Source organism: Leisingera aquaemixtae, from assembly GCF_019801145.1.
GTDB classification, from domain to species: domain Bacteria; phylum Pseudomonadota; class Alphaproteobacteria; order Rhodobacterales; family Rhodobacteraceae; genus Leisingera; species Leisingera aquaemixtae_A.
The window spans coordinates 46,450-66,795 of the sequence record NZ_JAHVJQ010000002.1; the positions used below are offsets into that span (position 1 = coordinate 46,450).

Annotated in this window: 22 protein-coding genes; 12 read left to right on the forward strand and 10 right to left on the reverse strand. The window is 65.9% G+C overall.

Translation table 11 applies throughout. The features are described 5' to 3' along the window. Entirely contained in the window at window positions 1–342 is a 342-nt protein-coding gene (locus KUW17_RS04785; protein ID WP_222476384.1) for a cupin domain-containing protein, read from the reverse strand. 225 nt (window positions 343–567) lie between these two features. Between KUW17_RS04785 and fghA the strand changes: the two genes are divergently transcribed. From fghA to KUW17_RS04800, 3 genes are read left to right on the forward strand one after another with little or no spacing between them, the layout of a single operon-like run. Beyond that, on the forward strand, window positions 568–1,401 hold the full coding sequence (gene fghA / locus KUW17_RS04790) for an S-formylglutathione hydrolase (protein WP_222476386.1): 834 nt from the start codon (window positions 568–570) through the stop codon (window positions 1,399–1,401). 17 nt (window positions 1,402–1,418) lie between these two features. After that, window positions 1,419–2,921, forward strand: coding sequence for a Si-specific NAD(P)(+) transhydrogenase (sthA, locus tag KUW17_RS04795; RefSeq protein WP_222476387.1), 1,503 nt, complete (start codon window positions 1,419–1,421; stop codon window positions 2,919–2,921). Continuing rightward, window positions 2,918–3,376, forward strand: coding sequence for a YaiI/YqxD family protein (locus KUW17_RS04800; protein ID WP_222476389.1), 459 nt, complete (start codon window positions 2,918–2,920; stop codon window positions 3,374–3,376). The genes sthA and KUW17_RS04800 overlap by 4 nt, the downstream gene beginning before the upstream one ends. Here KUW17_RS04800 and KUW17_RS04805 read toward each other — a convergent pair. Further along, window positions 3,373–3,711 carry an NIPSNAP family protein gene (locus tag KUW17_RS04805; protein ID WP_222476391.1) on the reverse strand — a complete coding sequence of 113 codons (339 nt, stop codon included), beginning with the start codon at window positions 3,709–3,711 and terminating at the stop codon, window positions 3,373–3,375. The two genes, KUW17_RS04800 and KUW17_RS04805, sit on opposite strands and share 4 nt — an antisense overlap. Window positions 3,712–4,114: 403 nt before the next feature. Between KUW17_RS04805 and KUW17_RS04810 the strand changes: the two genes are divergently transcribed. Genes KUW17_RS04810 through KUW17_RS04825 form a run of 4 tightly spaced genes read left to right on the forward strand, consistent with a single transcriptional unit; the run spans window position 4,115 to window position 7,581 of the window. Then, on the forward strand, window positions 4,115–5,077 hold the full coding sequence (locus KUW17_RS04810; protein WP_222476393.1) for a DMT family transporter: 963 nt from the start codon (window positions 4,115–4,117) through the stop codon (window positions 5,075–5,077). A 5-nt stretch (window positions 5,078–5,082) separates the two neighbouring features. Next, window positions 5,083–5,703 carry an HAD family hydrolase gene (locus KUW17_RS04815; protein WP_222476394.1) on the forward strand — a complete coding sequence of 207 codons (621 nt, stop codon included), beginning with the start codon at window positions 5,083–5,085 and terminating at the stop codon, window positions 5,701–5,703. Window positions 5,704–5,734: 31 nt separating this feature from the next. Then, window positions 5,735–6,652 (forward strand): ornithine cyclodeaminase family protein, encoded by a 918-nt coding sequence (locus tag KUW17_RS04820; RefSeq protein ID WP_222476395.1) that lies wholly within the window; start codon window positions 5,735–5,737, stop codon window positions 6,650–6,652. Continuing rightward, window positions 6,649–7,581, forward strand: a complete 933-nt coding sequence (locus tag KUW17_RS04825) for an alpha/beta fold hydrolase (protein WP_222476396.1) — start codon at window positions 6,649–6,651, stop codon at window positions 7,579–7,581. The genes KUW17_RS04820 and KUW17_RS04825 overlap by 4 nt, the downstream gene beginning before the upstream one ends. 86 nt (window positions 7,582–7,667) lie before the next feature. On the opposite strand, the gene KUW17_RS04830 is transcribed toward KUW17_RS04825, so the two are convergent. Together KUW17_RS04830 and KUW17_RS04835 are read right to left on the reverse strand one after the other, a co-directional pair. Then, a complete protein-coding gene (locus KUW17_RS04830) occupies window positions 7,668–8,921 on the reverse strand; it encodes an MFS transporter (protein ID WP_222476397.1) in 1,254 nt (417 codons plus the stop codon). Window positions 8,922–9,011: 90 nt separating this feature from the next. Further along, window positions 9,012–9,545, reverse strand: coding sequence for a hypothetical protein (locus KUW17_RS04835; RefSeq protein WP_222476398.1), 534 nt, complete (start codon window positions 9,543–9,545; stop codon window positions 9,012–9,014). Between the two features lie 184 nt (window positions 9,546–9,729). Between KUW17_RS04835 and zapE the strand changes: the two genes are divergently transcribed. Then, window positions 9,730–10,806 (forward strand): cell division protein ZapE, encoded by a 1,077-nt coding sequence (gene zapE, locus KUW17_RS04840; protein WP_222476399.1) that lies wholly within the window; start codon window positions 9,730–9,732, stop codon window positions 10,804–10,806. Beyond that, window positions 10,803–11,708 (forward strand): bestrophin family protein, encoded by a 906-nt coding sequence (locus tag KUW17_RS04845; protein WP_222476401.1) that lies wholly within the window; start codon window positions 10,803–10,805, stop codon window positions 11,706–11,708. Before zapE ends, KUW17_RS04845 begins: the two co-directional genes overlap by 4 nt. A 166-nt stretch (window positions 11,709–11,874) precedes the next feature. On the opposite strand, the gene KUW17_RS04850 is transcribed toward KUW17_RS04845, so the two are convergent. The 3 genes from KUW17_RS04850 to KUW17_RS04860 form a co-directional block, all read right to left on the reverse strand. Next, complete coding sequence (locus tag KUW17_RS04850; protein ID WP_222476402.1) at window positions 11,875–13,143, reverse strand: bifunctional folylpolyglutamate synthase/dihydrofolate synthase; 1,269 nt, start codon at window positions 13,141–13,143, stop codon at window positions 11,875–11,877. Between the two features lie 153 nt (window positions 13,144–13,296). Beyond that, entirely contained in the window at window positions 13,297–14,247 is a 951-nt protein-coding gene (gene accD / locus KUW17_RS04855) for an acetyl-CoA carboxylase, carboxyltransferase subunit beta (protein ID WP_222476403.1), read from the reverse strand. Window positions 14,248–14,310: 63 nt separating this feature from the next. Continuing rightward, window positions 14,311–15,201 (reverse strand): CPBP family intramembrane glutamic endopeptidase, encoded by an 891-nt coding sequence (locus KUW17_RS04860; RefSeq protein ID WP_222476404.1) that lies wholly within the window; start codon window positions 15,199–15,201, stop codon window positions 14,311–14,313. A gap of 291 nt (window positions 15,202–15,492) precedes the next feature. On the opposite strand from KUW17_RS04860, the gene KUW17_RS04865 reads away from it, so the two are divergent. From KUW17_RS04865 to KUW17_RS04875, 3 genes are all read left to right on the forward strand, one after another. Next, complete coding sequence (locus KUW17_RS04865; protein ID WP_261397015.1) at window positions 15,493–16,188, forward strand: hypothetical protein; 696 nt, start codon at window positions 15,493–15,495, stop codon at window positions 16,186–16,188. Window positions 16,189–16,277: 89 nt separating this feature from the next. Next, entirely contained in the window at window positions 16,278–17,039 is a 762-nt protein-coding gene (locus KUW17_RS04870) for a DUF6478 family protein (RefSeq protein ID WP_222476406.1), read from the forward strand. A gap of 11 nt (window positions 17,040–17,050) precedes the next feature. Next, window positions 17,051–17,428 carry a hypothetical protein gene (locus KUW17_RS04875; protein WP_222476408.1) on the forward strand — a complete coding sequence of 126 codons (378 nt, stop codon included), beginning with the start codon at window positions 17,051–17,053 and terminating at the stop codon, window positions 17,426–17,428. Between the two features lie 7 nt (window positions 17,429–17,435). Here the strand turns inward: KUW17_RS04875 and KUW17_RS04880 are convergent, their stop codons facing one another. From KUW17_RS04880 to KUW17_RS04890, 3 genes are all read right to left on the reverse strand, one after another. Then, a complete protein-coding gene (locus KUW17_RS04880; RefSeq protein WP_222476410.1) occupies window positions 17,436–18,179 on the reverse strand; it encodes an isocitrate lyase/phosphoenolpyruvate mutase family protein in 744 nt (247 codons plus the stop codon). After that, window positions 18,176–19,240 carry a bifunctional transcriptional activator/DNA repair enzyme AdaA gene (locus KUW17_RS04885; protein ID WP_222476412.1) on the reverse strand — a complete coding sequence of 355 codons (1,065 nt, stop codon included), beginning with the start codon at window positions 19,238–19,240 and terminating at the stop codon, window positions 18,176–18,178. Before KUW17_RS04885 ends, KUW17_RS04880 begins: the two co-directional genes overlap by 4 nt. An 82-nt stretch (window positions 19,241–19,322) precedes the next feature. Next, window positions 19,323–19,964, reverse strand: coding sequence for a LysE family translocator (locus tag KUW17_RS04890; protein WP_222476414.1), 642 nt, complete (start codon window positions 19,962–19,964; stop codon window positions 19,323–19,325). Between the last annotated feature and the right edge of the window lie 382 nt (window positions 19,965–20,346).

Here is a 20,346-nt window from a genome sequence, read left to right on the forward strand (position 1 = left end):
TCAGAGCCGGATCACGTAATCCTTGCGGGTGGTCTCGATCACCTCCCAGGTGCCGCTGAAGCCGGGCCGCAGGATGAAACTGTCGCCCGCCGCCAGCGGGTATTCGGTGCCGTCGTCGCTGGTGATGACAGACCGTCCCTCCAGGATCCGGCAGTATTCCCACTCGTCATAGGAAATCCGCCACTTGCCCGGCGTCGACTGCCAGATGCCGCAGTAAAGCCCGTCCCGCTCCTCCGCGTTCCAGGTGGTGAACACCGGATCGCCCGCAATCACCCTGTCGGCTGCCGGTCGCTCCACCTCCGCCTCCGCGGCCTCCGGTGTCAGTCTCAGAAAATCGCTCATGCCTTTGCCTCCCTCTGGTTCCAGCCGCGGACTGTCCCGGTTTTCGCGCCGGCTGTCCAGCACCCCCCTGCGCAAATGCGGCAGCCGCCCGGCGGCCAAAGCCCCGATTGTTTGCGTTTCCGCAAGCCTGATGCCGCAAAAACCGGCATTGCTGCCGCCCATCCGCTGGACCCTGAGGCCAACTGCGGATAGCGATAGGGCTAACAGATTTAAGGAGCCTCACCCATGGAAACCGTTTCCGAGAACCGCGCCTTTGGCGGCACCCAGGGCGTCTACAAACACGCCAGCAGCGCCACCGGCGGCGACATGACCTTTGGCCTGTTCCTGCCGGAAGAGGCCAAGGACGGCCCGGTGCCGGTGCTGTGGTATCTGTCGGGCCTCACCTGCACCCACGAGAACGCCATGACCAAGGCCGGCGCCCAGGCCTGGTGCGCCGAGCAGGGCATCGCCATCGTGTTCCCCGACACCTCGCCCCGCGGCGAAGGCGTGGCCGATGATGACGCCTATGACCTGGGCCAGGGCGCGGGCTTCTACGTGAACGCCACCCAGGACCCTTGGGCGCCGCATTTCCGCATGTGGGACTACGTGGCCGAGGAACTGCCCGCGCTGCTGGGTGAGAATTTTGCGATCGACCTGGACCGCCAGGCGATCACCGGCCACTCGATGGGCGGCCACGGCGCGCTGACGCTGGCGATGAACCTGCCGGGCCGCTACAAGTCGGTTTCCGCCTTTGCACCGATCTCCAACCCGACCCAGTCGGACTGGGGCCGCAAGCAGCTGAGCGCCTATCTGGGCGACGATGAAGCCGCCTGGGCCAAGCATGACGCCACCCTCTTGATGCGGGAAAAGGGCTTTGACGGCCCGATCCTGATCGACACCGGCACCTCCGACCAGTTCATCGACCTGCTGAAGCCCGAGGCGCTGGCCCACGCCGTCGCCGAACGCCGCCAGCAGGCCACCCTGCGGATGCAGCCGGGCTATGACCACAGCTATTTCTTCGTGTCGACCTTCATGGAGGAGCATGTCTCCTTCCACGCCGACGCGCTGTACCAGAACTAAGACCAAAGGACGCGGCCATGAGTGAAGACTTTGATTATGACCTGATCATCATCGGCTCCGGCCCCTCGGGCCGCGCCGCCGCCATCCAGGCGGGCAAGCTGCACCGCCGGGTGCTTGTGATCGACCGAAAGGACCGGCTGGGCGGCGTGTCGGTGCACACCGGCACCATCCCGTCGAAGACCCTGCGCGAAACCGTGCTGAACCTCTCCGGCTGGCGCGAACGCTCGTTCTATGGCCGCTCCTACCGCGTGAAGGACCAGATCGAGGCCAACGACCTGAAGGCGCGCCTGCACATGACGCTCGACTACGAAGTCGACGTGCTGGAGCACCAGTTCAACCGTAACCACGTGGACACCCTGAACGGGCTGGCGAAATTCATCGGCCCGAATGAGGTGGAGGTGGCGACCGAGGCCGGCGAGACCACCCGGCTGACCGCGGAGAAATTCCTGATCTCCACCGGCACCCGCACCTACCGGCCGGATTATGTGCCGTTCAACGGCAAGACCGTTGTTGATGGCGACGAGTTCCTGGAGATGGCTGAAATCCCCCGTTCGCTGGTGGTGATCGGCGCCGGCGTCATCGGGGTGGAATATGCCACCATGTTCTCGGCGCTGGACGTGCGCGTCACCCTGATCGAGCCGCGCGAGACCTTCCTCGACTTCATCGACAAGACCCTGATCCAGGACTTCACCCACCAGATCCGCGAAAACGGTGTCGACCTGCGGCTCGGCTCCGCGGTCGAAAGCATCGAGGACCGGGGCGAGCATATCGAAGTGATCCTCGCAAACGGCCGCCATGTGCGCTCGGAAATGCTGCTGTTTGCGGCTGGCCGGATGGGTGCCACCGCGGCGCTTAATCTGGACGCCGTCGGGCTCAAGACCGACCACCGCGGCCGCATCAGCGTTGACCGCAAGACCTATCAGACCGCAGTGCCGCACATCTATGCCGCCGGCGATGTGATCGGCCACCCGTCACTGGCCTCCACCTCGCTGCAGCAGGGCCGCGTCGCCGCCTGCCACGCGCTGGAAACCCCGACCCTGCCGGAAAGCCCCTGGTACCCCTATGGCATCTATTCGGTGCCGGAGATGTCCACCTGCGGCATGTCCGAAGAAGAACTGCAAGAGCGCGGCATCCCCTACGAGGTCGGCGTCGCCCGCTTCCGCGAAACCTCCCGCGGCCACATCATGGGGCTGGAGCACGGCATGCTGAAGATGCTGTTCTCGCTGAAAACCCGCCGGGTGCTGGGCGTGCAGATCGTCGGCGAAGGCGCAACCGAGCTCATTCACATCGCCCAGGCGGTGCTGAACCTCAAGGGCACGGTGGACTACTTCGTGCAGAACACCTTCAACTACCCGACCCTGGCGGAGGCCTACAAGATCGCCGGTCTCGACGCCTTCAACCGGATGCCGATCCCGGAAGAGTTCAAGGTGAAGAAGCCCGCCCGCAAGGGCAAGGCCGCGCCCAAGCCCGAGGCCAAGGCAGAAAAGCCTCCGGTGGCAGACAAGAAGGCGGCGGAGTGACCGCGCTTTACATCGACGCCGACGCCTGCCCGGTGAAGCAGGAGGCTGAGCGGGTCGCCACCCGCCACGGCCTGCACATGTTCGTGGTCTCCAACGGCGGGCTGCGGCCTTCGCAGAACCCGTTGGTGGAAACCGTGATCGTGGCCGAGGGCGCCGATGTGGCCGACATGTGGATCGCGGAACGCTGCGGGCCGGGCGACGTGGTGGTGACGGGCGACATCCCCCTCGCCGCCAAATGCATCGAGGCAGGCGCCTGCGTGCTGCGCCACAACGGCGAGCGGTTCACCCAAGCCAACATCGGCCAGCAGCTGGCGATGCGCGACCTGATGGCGGATCTCCGCGCCGCCAACCCGCTGGGCATGCAGGGCGGCGGCAAGGGCTTCACCAAGGCCGACCGCTCGCGGTTCCTGGATGCGCTGGAGCGCGAGCTGCGCGCCGCCAAGGCGGGCCGCTAGGACATCGCTGCCTTCAGCGGTGCAAGGTCACCCTTCAGAACGGGGCGCAGGAAGGTCCGGTCATAGCGCCGGACAATGCCGTTTTCCCTGGCGAACCGGAACGCCGCTAGACAGTCCTCATCCTCAAAGCTCTTGGCGCGGTAGTCCTCATAGGCGGCCAGCGACGGGAAGGAAAACAGCGCCACCGCCAGATCATTGGCGCTTTCATGCGGCAGGAAGTAGCCGTGATGGGTGCCGCCAAAGCGCTCCACCAGCGGGATCCAGGCCTTGGCGTAGATTTCAAACGCCTCAACCTTGTCCGGGTGAATTTCGTAAGTGATGTAACAGGTGATCATGGCCGCCTCATGTGCTGGTTCACGGCCAAGGCTAGGCGCCGCTGCCCGCCTTGCCCAATGACTTTGCGTGATCCCCCTGTTCGCAAACGCAAATACACGGGCCAACAGGCCTGGTCCCGGGGTCAAGGCTCCGCGCCAGCGGACCGTGCTTGAGCACGGCGTGGCCTTGAGGCGGGATCAGGCCGCCCCACACTCGGACAGGCGCGTTCAGGGGCAGATCTGCCCCTGAACCGCTTCTCAGCAAGAATTCCCCCCTCTCACCGGCCCCGATCACCCATGTTCCGCGCCCCAAATTTCCGCCCCGGAATATTGCCCGGAAAAATTGCATTTTTCCGCCCCCGCCCATTGCCCGGCCAGATCAAATCCGCCACTGATCAAGGGCAGCAGACGGGAGGGCAACGGCATGAGCGCAGAGGTGAAAATCAGCGTCCCCGGCCTGTTTGCCGCAGCCGGCGCCGGCATCGCCTTCTCTGTCATCGACATGATCTTCAAGTTCCTGTCGGGCGACTACCCGCTTTATGAAATGGTGCTGTTCCGCTCAGTCATCGCGGTGGCCGTCATGCTGGCCATCATCGTGCCGCTGGAAGGCGGCTATCACCTGCTGCGCACCCATCAGCCGAAACTGCACCTGCTGCGCTGCCTGGTGGTGTTCTTTGCCAACATCTTCTTCTTCACCGGCATCGCCATTCTGCCCCTGGCAGAGGCGGTGGCGATCGCCTTTGCCACCCCGCTGATCGTCACCACCCTGTCGGCCCTGTTCCTGGGCGAACGCCCCGGCCCCTGGCGCTGGGGTGCGGTGGTGGCCGGTTTCCTCGGCGTGCTGATCATCATGCGCCCCGGCGCCGGCACGTTCCAGCCCGCCGCAATCCTGCCCTTCCTCGGCGCCTGCGGCTATGCCACCCTGCATGTGCTGACCCGCCGCGCAGGCGGGACAGAGGCCGGGGCAACGCTCGCCTTCTACCCGATGCTGGGCTTCCTGATCCTCAGCGCCCTGGCCGGGCTGATCTTTGGCGACGGCCGCTTTGCCACCGGCGACAGCCCCGCCTTCGACTTCATCCTGCGCGCCTGGATCTGGCCCGCGCCGCAGGACTGGCCCTATCTGATCGGCGTCGGCATCGCGGGCTCCGTCGGCGGCTATCTGGTCAGCCAGGCCTACCGCATGAACGAGGCCGCGCTGGCGGCACCTTTCGAATACATCGCCATGCCGATGTCGGTCCTCTGGGGCGTGCTGATCTTCAACGAATGGCCCGACCTCGCCGTCTGGGCCGGCAGTGCCCTGATCATTGCCTCCGGCCTGGTCTCCGTCTGGCGCGAGACCCGCCGCAACCGCCCCGCCACGCGGCCCCGCCCGCGCGCAGAAGGATAACCCCCATGCCCGTTGATGCCGTCGTTTTCGACATAGGCCGTGTGCTGATCGAATGGGAGCCGGAACGCTTCTACGACAGCCGCATCGGCGCCACCCGCCGCAAGCAGTTGTTCGAACAGGTGCCGCTGCACGAGATGAACCTGAACGTCGACCGCGGCCACCCCTTCCGCGAGAGTGTTTATGCCCTGGCAGAGCAGCACCCGGAATGGACTGAGGAAATCCGCTGGTGGCACGATTGCTGGCTGCAGATGGTGCCGCGCGCTATCTCCCATTCCGTCCGCCTGATGCAGGCACTGCAGGCCAAGGGCTGCCCGGTCTTTGCTCTCAGCAACTTCGGCGCCGAAACCTTTGAGCTCGCCTGCGGAACCTACGCCGCCTTACGTGGCTTTGACCGCACATTTGTCTCCGCGCATCTGAAATGCATCAAGCCGGAACCGGAAATCTATGCCATTCTCGAACGCGAAACCGGGGTGGCGCCGGGCAGGCTGCTGTTCACCGACGACCGCCCCGAAAACATCGAAGCCGCCGATGCGCGCGGCTGGCAGACCCACCTGTTCACCGCCCCCGCACCGTTCGCGGCGCGGCTTGTGCAGGCCGGGCTGCTGACCGAACAAGAAGCCGCCTGAGACGGCCCGCAGGAAGAAGGACAACAGGCCCATGACCATCCCGTTCATCAGTTTCGACGAGGGCGAGGCGCTGCTCGACTGGGTCAGCTTCACGGACGCCCTGGCCGCCAGCCACGATCTGCCCAAGGCAGAGATCGGCGATACTTTCCTCTACCGCGATCCCGACACGCTGCTGAGCCGCTCCGCCTGGATCGACGGTCTGGGGCTGGCAGTGAAGACCGCCAACATCTTTCCCCGCAACCCGGATGCGGGAAAACCGATGATCAACGGCTCCGTCTGCCTCTACTCCGACACCGACGGCACCCTTGAGGCCCTCGTCGATTTCCACCTTGTCACCAAGTGGAAGACCGCCGGCGACAGCCTGCTGGGCGCGCTGCGGCTGGCCGACCCCGATGCCCAAGAAGTGCTGATCGTTGGCGCCGGCACCGTTGGCGGCTCTTTGATCGAGGCCTTCTCCGCCGGTTTCCCGCAGGCGCAGATCCGGGTCTGGAACCGCACCGCGTCCAAGGCGCAGGAGCTCTGCGCCCAGTACCCCGGCACCAAACACGCCCCCGATCTGGAACCGGCGGTGCGCGCCGCCGGCATTATTGTCACCTGCACCATGTCCTCCGACCCGGTGATCCAGGGCGAATGGCTCAGCCCCGGCCAGCACCTCAACCTGATCGGCGCCTACCGCCCCGACATGCGCGAGGCCGATGACACGGCGCTGAAGCGCGCGCAGATCTATTGCGACAGCTTTGACACCACCCTGGACCACATCGGCGAATTCAAGATCCCGCTGGCCGCAGGCACCATCCAGCGCAGCGACGTGCTGGCGGATTACTACAGCCTCGGCCGGTTTGCCACCTATGACCCGGCGCAGATTACCCTGTTCAAGAACGGCGGCGGCGCCCATCTGGACCTGATGACCAGCCACCACATCCTGCAGAAGTGGAAGGCCAAGGCATGATCTGGCTGCTGCTCCTGGCCGCTGTCCTGCTGATAGCCGCCGCGCCCTTCCTGCGCGAGCACCTGCGCAAGCCGATGGACGCCCAGGCCCGGCAGACCGCCCCCGGCGCGCTGGCGCAGCTGCCCAGCGGCTGCACCCACTACCGCTGGACCGGCCCCCATCGCGGCCCGGTTGCGGTCTGCGTCCACGGCCTCACCACGCCGTCCTTCGTCTGGAACGGCATCGCCAAGGGGCTGGGCGCCATGGGCTACCGGGTGCTGACCTACGACCTCTACGGGCGCGGCTACTCGGACCGCCCCGCGGGGCCGCAGGACCGCGCCTTCTTCCTCACCCAGCTGGAGGAGCTGCTGGAGGATCAGCAGGTGGGCGGTGATTTCACCCTGATCGGCTATTCCATGGGCGGCGCCATCGCCACCGCCTTTGCCGCCGCCCATCCCGACCGCCTGCGCGAGCTGATCCTGCTGGCACCCGCCGGTTTCGGCCGCAGCGCCGGGCGCCTTACACAGATCATCCGCCAGGTGCCGGGCTTCGGCGACTGGCTGATGCACGCCCTCTACCCCGCCCTGCATATCCGCAGCACCCGGGCCGAGCGCAGCCTGCCCAGCTCGGTCCCCGGCATCGTCAAACTGCAGCAGCAGGAGCTGGGCTACCGCGGCTTCATCCCCGCCGTGCTCGCCTCCCTCCGCGGCATCCTGAACGAGGATTTCACCGAAGAACTGCGCGGCCTGCACCAGAAAGGCGTGCCGGCCCTCGCGATCTGGGGCCAGGAGGACGCGGTGATCCCGCCCACCTCAGCCGGCCGCCTGGCTGAGCGCGCCCGCTCCGTCCGGCAGGAGGAGGTCGCGGGCGCCGGACACGGGCTGCCCTATACCCACACCGAGGAGGTGCTGGAGATCATCGCCCTGCAGCACCGCCGCGGCCTGATCTGACCACGGCCGCCCCGATTTCATCTTTCCAGAAATCCTCCGGAGACCGGGGCCGGTTCCTTGACCGGCCCCGGAAAAGGCCGCCTGCGTTACGCCGCCACCGGAGCCGCCGCGGCCTGCCCCAGCGGGCGCTCCTTCACCGGCAGATGCACAATCGCGCTGAACGCCCCGACACCGACACCGATCCACCAAACCAGGGTGTAGTCGCCATAGGCATCATACATCCGCCCGCCCAGCCACACACCCAGGAAACTGCCCAGCTGGTGGCTGAAGAAGACGATGCCGTAAAGCGTGCCCATGTAGCGCAGGCCATAGATATGCGCGACCAGGCCAGAGGTCAGCGGCACCGTCGCCAGCCACAGCGACCCCATCGCGACCGAGAAGATGATGACGCTCAGCGGCGTGATCGGGAACAGGATGAAGGCCGCCGCCGCAATGGTCCGCCCGGTATAGATCGCCGCCAGCAGGTATTTCTTGGAATAGCGCTTGCCCAGGTAGCCCGCCAGCAGCGTGCCGCCCACATTGGCCGCGCCGATCAGAGAGATCGCCGCCGCCCCCAGCGCAGAGGTGGTGGTAATGCCGATCGAATGCAGCGCCCCGCCCGGCAAGATCGGCCCGCACATCTCGGTCACAAAGGCCGGAAAATGCGCGGTGACAAAGGCCAGCTGATAGCCGCAGCTGAAAAAGCCCAGGAAGATCAGCGTGTAAGACGGATCCTTGAACGCCTTCTTCAGGATCGCCCCCATGCTCTCTTCCAGCTCCATCTTGGAGGCCGCCTCTGGCGCGCGCATCAGCGGCAAAAGCGCAATCAGTGCCAGTACCACGCCCGCAAACAGCAGGAAGATCGTCTGCCAGGGCAGGAAACCCAGCAGCCACTCCGCCGTCGGCGCGCCGAAAATCTGCCCGGCAGACCCCGCAGCGGTGACGATTGCCAGCGACATCGAGCGGTTCTCGTCCGAGCTCGCCCGCCCGACAACCGCCAGCACCACGCCGAACCCGGTGCCCGCGATGCCGAACCCCACCAGCCATTCATAGGCCTGCATTTCGAACGGGGTGGTGGACGCCGCGCTCAGCACCAGACCCGCGGCATAGACAATCGCCCCCATGATGATCGCCTTGCGGTCGCCGATCTTCTCGGCAATGGCGCCGAATATCGGCTGCCCGATGCCCCAGGCCAGGTTCTGGATCGCAATCGCCAGCGAAAACTCCGACCTGAGCCAGCCGAACTCCTCCGCAATCGGGATCTGAAAGACCCCGAAGGATGCGCGCACCGCAAAGCTCGCCATGATGATGATACAGCCCACGATCAGAACGGGGGTAAACAGCGGCGCGGAACGGTCCATGGGCTCTCTCCTGACAAGCTGCGGAACTGTCAGGGAAATCTGCCGCCCGGTCAAATCAGGAATTTTGCGGCTGCGGTTAAGAAATTTTGATCACCAGCGTTTTTGCTCTTTGATCCAGACCGTTCCAGGAACAGAAAATCGTGAAGGTTTGCTGGCAAATTCCGGTCGCCATCGGGCACGCGCCCGGGCGCAGTTGATTGTTCTTCCTGAAAACCATTCTGTTATTGCCTGCATCTCTGTGGTGCCAGTATACGACCGACCTATGGCAGGCGTCTTCAGGTGCCACAGGGCCGCTTTCAAGTTTCTTTTCCCTGCGTAGACCTTAGATCGTTTAAAAAACAAATGCGCCCTTCCGTGTGCAGAAATGTACGCAGCACAAACGTACGTTCGGCCGCCCCGATTTATCACTTTATGGATTGTTACAATTGGATAAAGCGTTTCGTCTCCCGCTTTTTGCGGCCAGTGACCCTCAAATAGATAAGTGTCATCTATAGTGTCTGTCACACTTTCAAAAATTGATGCTGCATGGCCTTTAACAGGGTCCAACAGCAGGAATGCAGTCAGAGCGAACATGACAAAAACTATAAATAAACGATATGCTCTAGCTGTTGAATATTGCAGCAAAATGCCTTTCTCCTGAAAAATCTGTTCCGACGATCCGGCCGCATAGCGCCTGTCTTGCGGGGTTGTAAGGCTCCCTAAGCAGCATAGCCGAGAGTAACCGTTCAACCAGACCTCTACCATAAGCAATGTGAGACCAGTTGCTCCCCGCTTCCCATCCCCCGCGCCCCGCGCTATCCCTGTCCCCATGACCCATTTGAGTGCGCTTTACCGGCAGAAGATCGACGCGGGCGAATTGAAGCCCGATCCGGCACAGGAAGCCGTGCTTCCCCATTTCGACCGCATCGCCCAGGGCCTGATGGCGCCGCCGGTGAAACGCGGCTTCTTCCGCAAGGCGGAATTTGAACCGGTGCAGGGGCTCTACCTCTGGGGCGGGGTCGGGCGCGGCAAGTCGATGCTGATGGACCTGTTTGTCGACAGCCTCGGCGATATCCCGTCGCGGCGGGTGCATTTCCATGCCTTCATGCAGGAAATCCACGCCAAGATGCACCAGGCCCGCCAGAGCGGCGTCGAGGATGCGCTGGCCCCGGCAGCGGCAGAGGTTGCCGACTCCGTGCGGCTGCTGGCCTTTGACGAGATGCAGATCACCGACATCACCGATGCGATGATCGTGGGGCGCCTGTTCGAGGCGCTGTTTGCCGCCGGCGTCACCGTCATCACCACATCCAACCGGGTGCCGGACGACCTCTACAAGAACGGCCTCAACCGCCAGCTGTTCCTGCCCTTCATCGATCTGATCAAGGACCATATGGCGGTGCATGAGATGGTCAGCGCCACTGATTACCGTCAGGACCGGCTGACCGGCGCCCAGGTCTACTTCGCCCCCATTGACTCCGAAGCCCGTACCCTGATCCGGGCGATCTGGCAGGATCTGTCGGGCGGCGGCGCGGCGCAGCCGCTGACGCTGGAGGTGAAGGGCCGCGAAGTCACCCTGCCCGCCTTCCGCAACGGGGTGGCGCGCGCCACCTTCTATGACCTGTGCGGCAAGATGCTGGGGCCGGGCGACTACCTCGCCATCGCCGAAGAGGTGAAGGTTTTGATCCTCGAGGACATCCCGCGCCTCAGCCGCAACAACTTCAACGAGGCCAAGCGGTTCGTCACCCTGATCGACGCTTTGTATGAGGCCAGGGTGCGGCTGATCTGCTCCGCCGCGGCCCAGCCCGAGATGCTCTATGTCGAGGGCGAGGGCACCTTCGAGTTCGAACGCACCGCCTCCCGCCTGCGCGAGATGGAGGACAAGGACTGGGGAAGCGAAACCTCATGATCGTCCGCGATACGCCCCGGCGGCGGGAGATCTTCCTGATCCTGAACGGGTCGGTGGTGCCGCGCATCCTGCCCAACATCATCGGCGCCGCGCTCTGGGCGCTCTTGGTGCTGGTGCTGGACCGCTATGTCATTGCGATGCCGCAGATTTCCATCGCCGCGATGGGGGTCTTCGGCCTGTCGCTGTCGCTGTTCCTCAGCTTCCGCAACAACGCTGCCTATGACCGCTGGTGGGAGGCGCGGCGGATCTGGGGCCGGATGGTCTCCGACGTGCGCAGCCTGGCGCAGGAGCTCAGGATCTTTGCAGGCAAGGGCCCGGACGAGGACTTCATCCTGACCCGCATCCTTGCCTTTCACCACCTGCACCGCGCCCAATTGCGCGGCGATGAGGTACGGGAGACGGTGGAGCACTGGGTCGGGCCGGAGGCAGCAGAGCAGCTGATGCAAAACGCCAATGCCCCTAATGCCGCCCTGCAGGACATCGCCACCCGGCTGCGGGAAATGGCAGAGGGTGGCCGCATCGACGGCTTCGGCCAGCGTGCCCTGGCCGAACGGCTGGCGGCCTTCCCCGCAGCCCAGGCCGGAAACGAGCGGCTGCTGACCACGCCGCTGCCCTTCGTCTATTCGCTGCTGGTCTGGCGCACGACCTATCTTTACTGCCTGCTGCTGCCCTTCGCCCTCCTGGACAGCGCCGGCTGGTTCGAGCCGCTGGTGGCAGCGGTGGTGGCCTATGTGTTCTTCGGCCTCGCCGAGGTCACCCATGAGCTGGAGCACCCGTTCCGCAAGCAGGCCAATTCGGTGCCGCTCAGCGCCATGTGCCGGGTGATGGAAATCTCGGTCTGCAACGCCTTGGGCCGCGAGGCGCCGCCCAAGCTGGAGCCGGTGAACCACGTTCTGGACTAGCGGCCGGCGGCAGGAAGGGGGCGCTGCCCCCCTTGGCCCTTGGCCTCACCCCCGGAGTACTTCCGGAAAGATGAAAAGCTGCCACGCCGCGCCAGCGGCGCCCAGCCCAACGGGATGAGACCGGCAGGTCGAAGCCGGGCGGGAGAGCTTCCCCCGCCTCAAAACCTCAACCGTTTTCGCGCAGGATATGGCCCGCCAGATAGAGCGAGCCGCAGATCAGCACGCGGGCCTGCGGGTCCTTGGCCACGATTGCCTGCAGCGCTGCCAGGGTGCTCTCCGCCGTGCCGGCCGCGATGCCCACCGATTTGGCCGCGGCCTCGGTCTCTTCGGCGCTCAGCGTGTTGATCTCATCCGGGATCGAAATCGCGGTCAGGCTTGCAACATGCGGCGCCAGCGGGCGCATGTAACCGCTCACGTCCTTGGTGTTCAGCATGCCGCAGATCAGATGCGTGGGGCGCTCGGGCAGTTTTGCCAGCACATCCGCCAGCGCCACGCCGGCCGCGGCGTTGTGGCCGCCGTCCAGCCACAGCTCGGCCTCGGGCGCGGCCTCGATCAGCGGGCCGGTTTTCAGTTTCTGCATCCGCGCGGACCATTCGGCGTTCCGCATGGCGGCCTCGCAGGCGGCCTCATCGGCGCCCAGATGGCGCAGCGCCGCCAGTGCGGCACCGGCGTTCTGGATCTGATGCGCGCCCAGCAATGCGGGCAGCGGCAGGTCCAGCAGGCCGTTTTCGTCCTGGAACACCAGCCGGCCGCGCTCCTCCCAGACATGCCAGTGCTGGCCGTATGCAATCAGCGGCGCGCCGAGGCGGGCGGCGGTGGCCTCGATCACGTCCATCGCCTCCTCCGGCTGCGGGCCGACCACAACCGGCACGCCGCGCTTGATGATGCCTGCCTTCTCGGCCGCGATCTTGGCCAGGGTGTTGCCCAGGAACTGCTCATGATCGATGGAGATGGGGGTGATCACCGAAACCTCCGGGGTGATCACGTTGGTCGCATCCAGGCGCCCGCCCAGGCCAACCTCCAGCAGGGTGTAATCCGCAGGCGTGCGCGAAAACGCCAGCAGCCCCGCCACCGTGGTGATCTCGAAATAGGTGATGTTCTCGCCGCCGTTCTTGGCATAGCACTCGTCCAGCACCTCACTCAGATGCGGCTCGGAGATCAGCCCCCCCGCCAGCCGGATCCGCTCATGAAAGCGCGCCAGATGCGGCGAGGTATAGGCGTGCACGCTCTTTCCCATGCCCTCAAGCCCCGCCCGGATCATCGCCTGGGTCGAGCCCTTGCCGTTGGTGCCGGCCAGATGGATCACCGGCGGCAGCTTTTCCTGCGGGTTGTCCAGCGCCGCCAGCAGCCGCCAGACCCGGTCCAGCGTCAGGTCGATGATCTTGGGGTGCAGCGCCATCATGCGGGCGAGGATCGCGTCGGAGGTCTGGGTCATCAGCCTGGTCCTGTTCAGCCGGACAATCCTAAGAGCTGCTTGTACGCAAAGGGCAGCGCCCGTCCCGGCGGGGTGGGAAGCGAAGCGCCCGCCCCGTGGGGGGCGGGACGGGCGCTGCCCGGCCTTCGGCCAGGCAAGGGTATATAATCGAAGTTACTCGGCAGCTTCTTCGCTGACTGCGCCATCCGCCGGCGCGTTTGCGGCCTTGGGCGCCTCTTCCTGCGCCGGCACCGGCAGATCGCCCACCACCTGCGGCGGCAGGCCCATCAGCATGCGGATGATGGTGATCAGCTCTTCGCGCATCTCGGTGCGCGGGGTCACCCGGTCCAGCATGCCGTGGTCCAGCAGGTACTCGGCGCGCTGGAAGCCGTCCGGCAGCTTCTCGCGGATGGTCTGCTCAATCACCCGCGGGCCGGCAAAGCAGATCAGCGCGTTCGGCTCAGCGATATGCACATCGCCCAGCATCGCATAAGACGCCGTCACCCCGCCGGTGGTCGGATGGGTCAGCACCACGATATAGGGCAGGCCCGCCTCTTTCAGCATCTCCACCGCAACAGTGGTGCGCGGCATCTGCATCAGCGACAGGATGCCTTCCTGCATCCGGGCGCCGCCGGCCGCAGAGAACAGCACCAGCGGGCGCTTCAGCTTCACCGCTTCCTCCGCCGCGGCGATGATGGCATTGCCCACATACATGCCCATCGAGCCGCCCATGTAGGAGAAGTCCTGCGCGGCGGCGATGATCGGGGTGCGGCCGATCTCGCCCGCGGCCACCAGCATCGCCTCTTTCTCGCCGGTCTTCTTCTGCGCGGCTTTGATCCGCTCAGGGTATTTCTTCTGATCCTTGAACTTCAGCGGATCGGTCAGCGGCTCCGGCACCGCGACCTCGGTGAACACGCCGCCGTCAAACAGCGCGGTGAAACGGTCGCGCGGCGAGATATGCATGTGGTGGCCGCAGCTGGTGCAGACGTTCTGATTGTCGCTCAGCTCGCGGTGAAACAGCATGGTGCCGCATTCATCGCATTTCTGCCAAAGGTTCTCGGGCACTTCACGGCGCGAAAAGATCGAGTTGATCTTGGGCCGGACGTAGTTGGTGATCCAGTTCATATTGCTTGCCTCTCCGGGGGCGCGGTTTGTCCCCCAGATAAGGCGCATTTGCCGCAATTGCAATCAGCGGCGTATGGCAAGCCGCGCGCAAAGCCAGCTGACCAGCATCAGGGCAAAGTCGACAGCCACCCAGGGCCGCAGCGCCTGCACGTCGGCCAGGTCGAAGGGGATCAGGAACAGCGCCAGCCCGTTGAGGCTGGTGGGGGAGCCGAACAGCAGCAGCGCGGTGACGTTGTTGAAGAAATGCACCGCCATCGCCGGGCCGAGGGTTCCGGCCCGCGCGGTCAGATCCGCCATCAGCACCCCGAACACCCCGGCCCAGGCGGTGATCAGCAGCGCATTGCCGCCGGCCTCGGCGGGCAGGTAGTGACCCAGCGCGAACAGCGCCGAGGGCACCAGCAGCCAGACCGCGGGGTGGCGGAACCGCGCCGCCAGCGCCTGCTGGATGTAGCCGCGGAACAGGATCTCCTCCGACCCGGTCTGCACCAGCACCGCGGCTATCGACAGCGGCAGGATGCCCAGCCAGGTCCAGAACGGCAGGTTCTGGGTCATCGGCGGCCCCATGTCGTAGGGCGGCAAGGCCATCAGCAGCAGGCTGAGGCCCAGCAAGTACAGGCTGACCCGCCCGAACTGATGCGCCAAGGGGCGCAGGTGCCCGGTCACGGTGGCAAAACCGCGCTGGTGGAGCAGCCGCGCCGCCAGCGCCACCCCCAGCGGCAGAAAGGCAAAGCTGCCCAGCAGCACCAGCATCGCGCCGGGGGTGCTGCCGTCGGCCAGCCCCTGCAGCCAGTCGCCCGGGAACAGCCCGGCCAATGTCACCTGCAGCGCCGCGGTCAGGGAAAAGCTGACAGCCGCCACCAGCACCAGCCCCAGCATCAGCCGCCACAGCGCCGGCTGAATGCGGGCAAACCGCACCAATGCCTCATGCGCCCTGTAGCTGTGCCTGTCGTGCATATGTCCTCTCCGGCCCGCGGCGGGCGGCAATCCGGCCTACGTTAGGCATTGCTGCAACGCCAAGGCAAGGGATGCACGGCCGGACGCGGTTCAGGCTTGCCGCAACATGGCCCTCTGCCTAATGAATTTATCAAAAAAACAGAACCGGCAGGACCAGCAGTGACCAGAAAAAGCAGCGGCAGACCCGCACCTTGCCCGCCTGCAGGCGGAAACGCGCTCAGACCGCGCGCGGCGGTGGCGGCCTTGCTGGCCGGACTGGCACTGGCGGGATGCAGCCCGGCGCCCCGGGAAATGGCTTTTGCCGCCAGCAGCGGCGGCAAGGCCCCGCGCGCAGGCGCCCAGGTGATGTCCTTCGCCGGCGGCGACGTGCTGCTGGCGGCGCCGGAGGCTTACTGCTTTGACCGCCGCAGCAGCCAGCCGGACAAGGACGGCGGCTTTGCCCTCCTGGCCCATTGCAGCCGGCTGGGCCGCCAGAACTGGTTCGGCGCCCGCAAATCGGCGGTGCTCACCGCCTCGATCGGCCCCGCCCGGCAGGATGCGGCAGCGCCGCAGGCCGCGGATATCGCCGCCATGTTCCCGGCCGCCAAGGTGCTGGAAACCAGCGAGGACCAGCTGCTGCCGCTGGTCAAGCTCGAGTTCCCCGGTGCCGTGGCCGAAAGCGCCAGCCCGGTGCACTGGCGCGGCGCCTTTGTGCTCGACCGCCACCTGGTGGCGCTGGCGCTCTACGCCCCCGAAGGCAGCCGGGCGCTTGGCAGCCACGGTGCTGCGCTCCTGAACGAGCTGACCCACCGCACGCTGGAGGCCTCCACCCTGCCGCCGCTGGAGGCCGCGCCCGGCCCCCGCGCCGCAGTCCCGGCGCTGGCTGCGGCTCCGGGCCTGCGGCCGCAAGCCCGCCCGGTGCAGTTGGCGGCGCAGAAGGTCCCCGCCGACGCAGAGACCGGCAAAAAACGCGGGCTGCGCCAGCGGATTGCCGGTTTATTTCAATAGCCGCACGCGGTTACACTGCCGGCAGCGCCCGCGCCAGACGCGCCGGGCCAGGGCAAGCGATAAGGCCCCACAGGGCGGAAGAGAGCACGATGGGCAGGATCATGGACCGGTTGCTTCACCTGCGCAGCCTGCGCCGCTGGCGCGCGGCGGCCGAGGACTCCGCCCGCGCGCCGCTGTCCGAACTGCGCCGCCAGCGCAACCAGGCCCGCCAGCTGCGCACCCATCTGGACCGGCTGATCCACACCGCCGACGGCCGCCTGGCGCTGCCGCAGATCGGCTCCTCCTTCTTTCCGCGCCCGCATGGCACCGACTGGTCCTGGCGCCCGGAACTGTGGCGCGGCCCGCTGCCGGAACGCGGGCTGTCCTCGGTTCCCACCAAGGCGCGGCTGGGAAATGAGGTGCAGCTGTTCCACGACTGCGCCTTCTCCGAACTGACCCTGCGCCAGCTCAGGAACACCCGGGAGGAGGACCTGGCCCCCTTCGGCCTGCGCATGGACGTGTTCAAATTCGACGGCTCTTTCCTGTCGCTGGTGATCGACCTGCCGCCGGAGGCCGCCGCCGGCATGACCCGCCAGCACCTGCTGCGGATCGACAGCATCATCGAATCTGAAAAGCCGATCGAGATCTTCGCCCGGCTCAACATCCAGCACGGCCCCAACACCGAACAGTTGGTGCGCGAGCTGCCGCAGGAGGAAAAGAACATCGTGGTGGAATTCGACCTGGCCTATTCCCGCCTAAACGAAAAGCGGATCGAGAAGATCTGGCTCGACCTGATCTTCGAGGCGCCCGATATGAACCAGGTGGTCCTGCGCGACCTGACCTTCTCGCGCCACCGCCGCGCGGCGATCTGAGGAGCCCGAGCATGAGCAGCCTGACCCTGACCAAAATCCGCTTCCGCAACGGCATCTGGGAGGGCAAGATCAGCAATGCCCCGGCCAGCGGCGCCAAGCCGGACATCACCGTGATGTTCCAGGATCAGCCGGTTGGATCGGTGATCCTGACCGAGGGCCAGACAGAGGGCGACTGGCTGGTCGCCATCCCGGTCCCGGCAGAGGCGCTGGCCGACGGGGTGCAGACCTTCGTGATCTTCGACGCCGCCGACAGCACCCGGCTGGGCGATTTCACCCTGATCGCGGGCGAGGCGGTGTCGGACGACCTGCGCGCCGAGGTGGAGCTGCTGCGCGCCGAGCTCGACATGCTGAAACGCGCCTTCCGCCGCCACTGCCTGGAAACGATGTAACCGCCAGTTATTCCAGCGCCTGGAAATGCTCTGCCAGCACCTGCATCAGTTTCGCGTGCGGGATCGGGCCATAGCTGCAGCGCGCCACACCTGCCTGCCGCGCCGTTTCCAGCGTGATGCCGCGCATCATCGTGTTGACCGGCAGCGCACAGCCCGCGCAGACCTGTGCAATCAGATCGGGATCCGACAGCCCCGGCACAAAGAACCCGTTGCCGCCGGCCTCGGTATAGGCCGCCGCGCGCTCCAGCGCTTCCGCCACCAGCCCGGCGTGTTTGGCGGCATCTTTTTCCTTCAGAAACAGATCGGTGCGCGCATTCACAAAGATATCCGCATGGGCCGCGCGCACCGCGGCCACCCGCCGCGCCTGCTCTTCGATGCTGTAAAAGCCCTCGCCGCCGACCACCTGATCCTCAAAGTTCAGCCCCACCGCACCGGTCTCTGCCAGCCGTTTCACATTGGCAGTCAGCTGCTCCGGCTCGCGGGCGTATCCACCCTCGAAATCAATGGTCACGGGCAGCTCCGTGGCGGCGACGATGCGTTCCGCATTGCCCAGTACAAACTCCAGCGGCACCTGTTCGCCGTCCGCAAACCCCTGCGCCGCTGCCACCGGGAAACTGCCGGTTGCCAAGGCCGACGCCCCTGCCCCGGCAATCGCCTTGGCGCTGCCCGCGTCCCAGATGTTGTACAAAACCACCGGGCTGCCCGGCTGGTGCAGCGCCGCAAAAGCCGCTGCGCGGTCGGAATATGTCATGCTGAAATCCTTTGCCTGTAGCCTGTCTCAATCTCAATCAGCCGCTGCTTGCGCCACAAGCCGCCGCCATAGCCGGTCAGCGATCCGTCCGCCGACAGCACCCGGTGGCAGGGCACCACCAGCGCCAGCTGGTTGGAGCCGTTGGCCCGCGCCACCGCCCGCGTCGCCGAGGCCCGCCCCAGCTCCCGCGCGATCTGCGAATAGCTGCGGGTCTCGCCCGCCGGGATGGTCAGCAGGTAGCGCCAGACCTCGCGCTCGAACGCGGTGCCGTGCAGCCCCAGCGGGGTCTGGAAATCCGCCCCCTCGCCTGCAAAGAACCGGCGCAGCTCCTCCGCAATCTGCTCCGTCGGCGCCGGGCGGCCAAAGCCCAAGCCGCCGGGCTGCGCCTTCTGCAGCTTAGCCACTTCACGCGGCAGCGCCTTGCGGTCGGCAAATTCCAACAGATGCAGCTGATGGGTGCAGCTGATCGCGATCATCGCCCCCAGCGGCGTGTCGATCCAATCCGCCAGCAACAGCGCATCCTTGCGGAACGCGCCCGGCGCAATCCCCACCAGTTTCGCGAATGCCGCGCGGAAGGCGCTGGCGCTTTCGAAGCCGGCGTCGATCTGCGCCGCAATCACCGGCTCGCCGGCCTTTAGCGCAGTAAACCCCTCGCGCAGGCGGCGCTGGCGCGCCATCTCCAGGAAGGTCATGCCGAAATGCCGCTTGAAGGCGCGCCGCACGGTCGAGGCATCCAGCCCCAGCCGCAGCAGATCGCCCTCGCCCCAGCGGTAGGCAGGCCGTTCCTCCAGCCGCGCCAGCAGGTCCTGCACCATCGGGTCATCCCCGGCCGCTGCAGCCAAGGGCTTGCAGCGCTTGCAGGCGCGGAACCCCGCCTCGATGCACTCGCCGGGAGTGGCATGGAACCGGCAGTTCTCGAACTTGGGTTTGCGCGCCGGGCAGGTCAGGCGGCAGAAGATGCCGGTGGAGGTCACACCGACATAGGCGCGCCCTTCATAGGCAGCGTCGCGGTCTAGCAGAGCTTGGTAGAGCGTGCGGGAATCAGGCAGGTCAAACATCATGGACGGAGCATAGACCAGCCCGCCCCGTCAGTACGCCGGATATCGGGCGTTGATTTTCAAAACCCGTTGATCTGCCCGGACGTCACGCCCGGCGGGCAAAGGCCGTAGCTGCCTGGCCAAGGATGAAAACCCCGGCAGCGCCGATGATGGCACCGGCAAGCCGGTTCAGCTTTTGCAGGGCATCAGCCCGCGTCATCATCGTTCGCGCGCCCGAGGCCAGCAGCGCATAGGGCAGCAGCGTCACAAACAGCACCGCAACGGTCAGCACGCTCAGCGCGGCCCATTGCGGCAGACCGACAGCCCCCAAGTCAATGACGGTTGGCAGCAGGGCAAGATAGAAGATGATCGTCTTGGGATTGCCCAGCGTCAGCGCAAACCCCGACAGAAACGTCTTCAACCCGCGGCGGCTGCCGGCCTTGCGCACATGGGTGAGCCCGGCCTCGTTGCGCCAGAACTTGCTGGCGAGATAGACCAGGTACAGGCCACCCAACACCTTTATCGCCAGCAGCGCGCCAGAGAACAGCTGCGCAATTGCGGCCAGGCCCGCAATCGCGATGGTCAGGTAAACCACATCGCCCAGCGCAATGCCCGCCAGAAAGAACAGCGACACCTGCAAGCCATTGCCAAGAGACTGCCCGACCAGACCCGCCACACCCGGCCCGGGAATGACAGCCGCGATGGACAGAGCGACGGAATAGGCGATGAGCGGGGCCAAAAGATCCATTGGAGCAATCCTGAATGCAATTTCCGCGCGACACTACCAAGGCCCTTGCCTCTGGCAAGCCGGAAAAAGCATGGCGGCAGAAATGGCTTTCGGCGGACTGCCCCCTGCGGGTGTTGCGCACCCGGCGTACGGTGCCTTCACGCGATCCTCATTCCCCTATGCCAGACTGCCAGACGATCGATCCCCTGCCATGGCCCCGCGCATGGGCCATGATACGAGGCGCAGGCATCTGTGCGGCTGCCTGCGCAACACAAGGAGACCGGCCCTGATAAAAAGGGGGTCGTCCAAGCGAGCTTGTCCGAGCAGGCCCCCGGCGGGGTCTGTCCACCTCCACCCGGCGGCGCCGCCCCCTTAACTGGGACACAGCGCTAAAACGGCACAG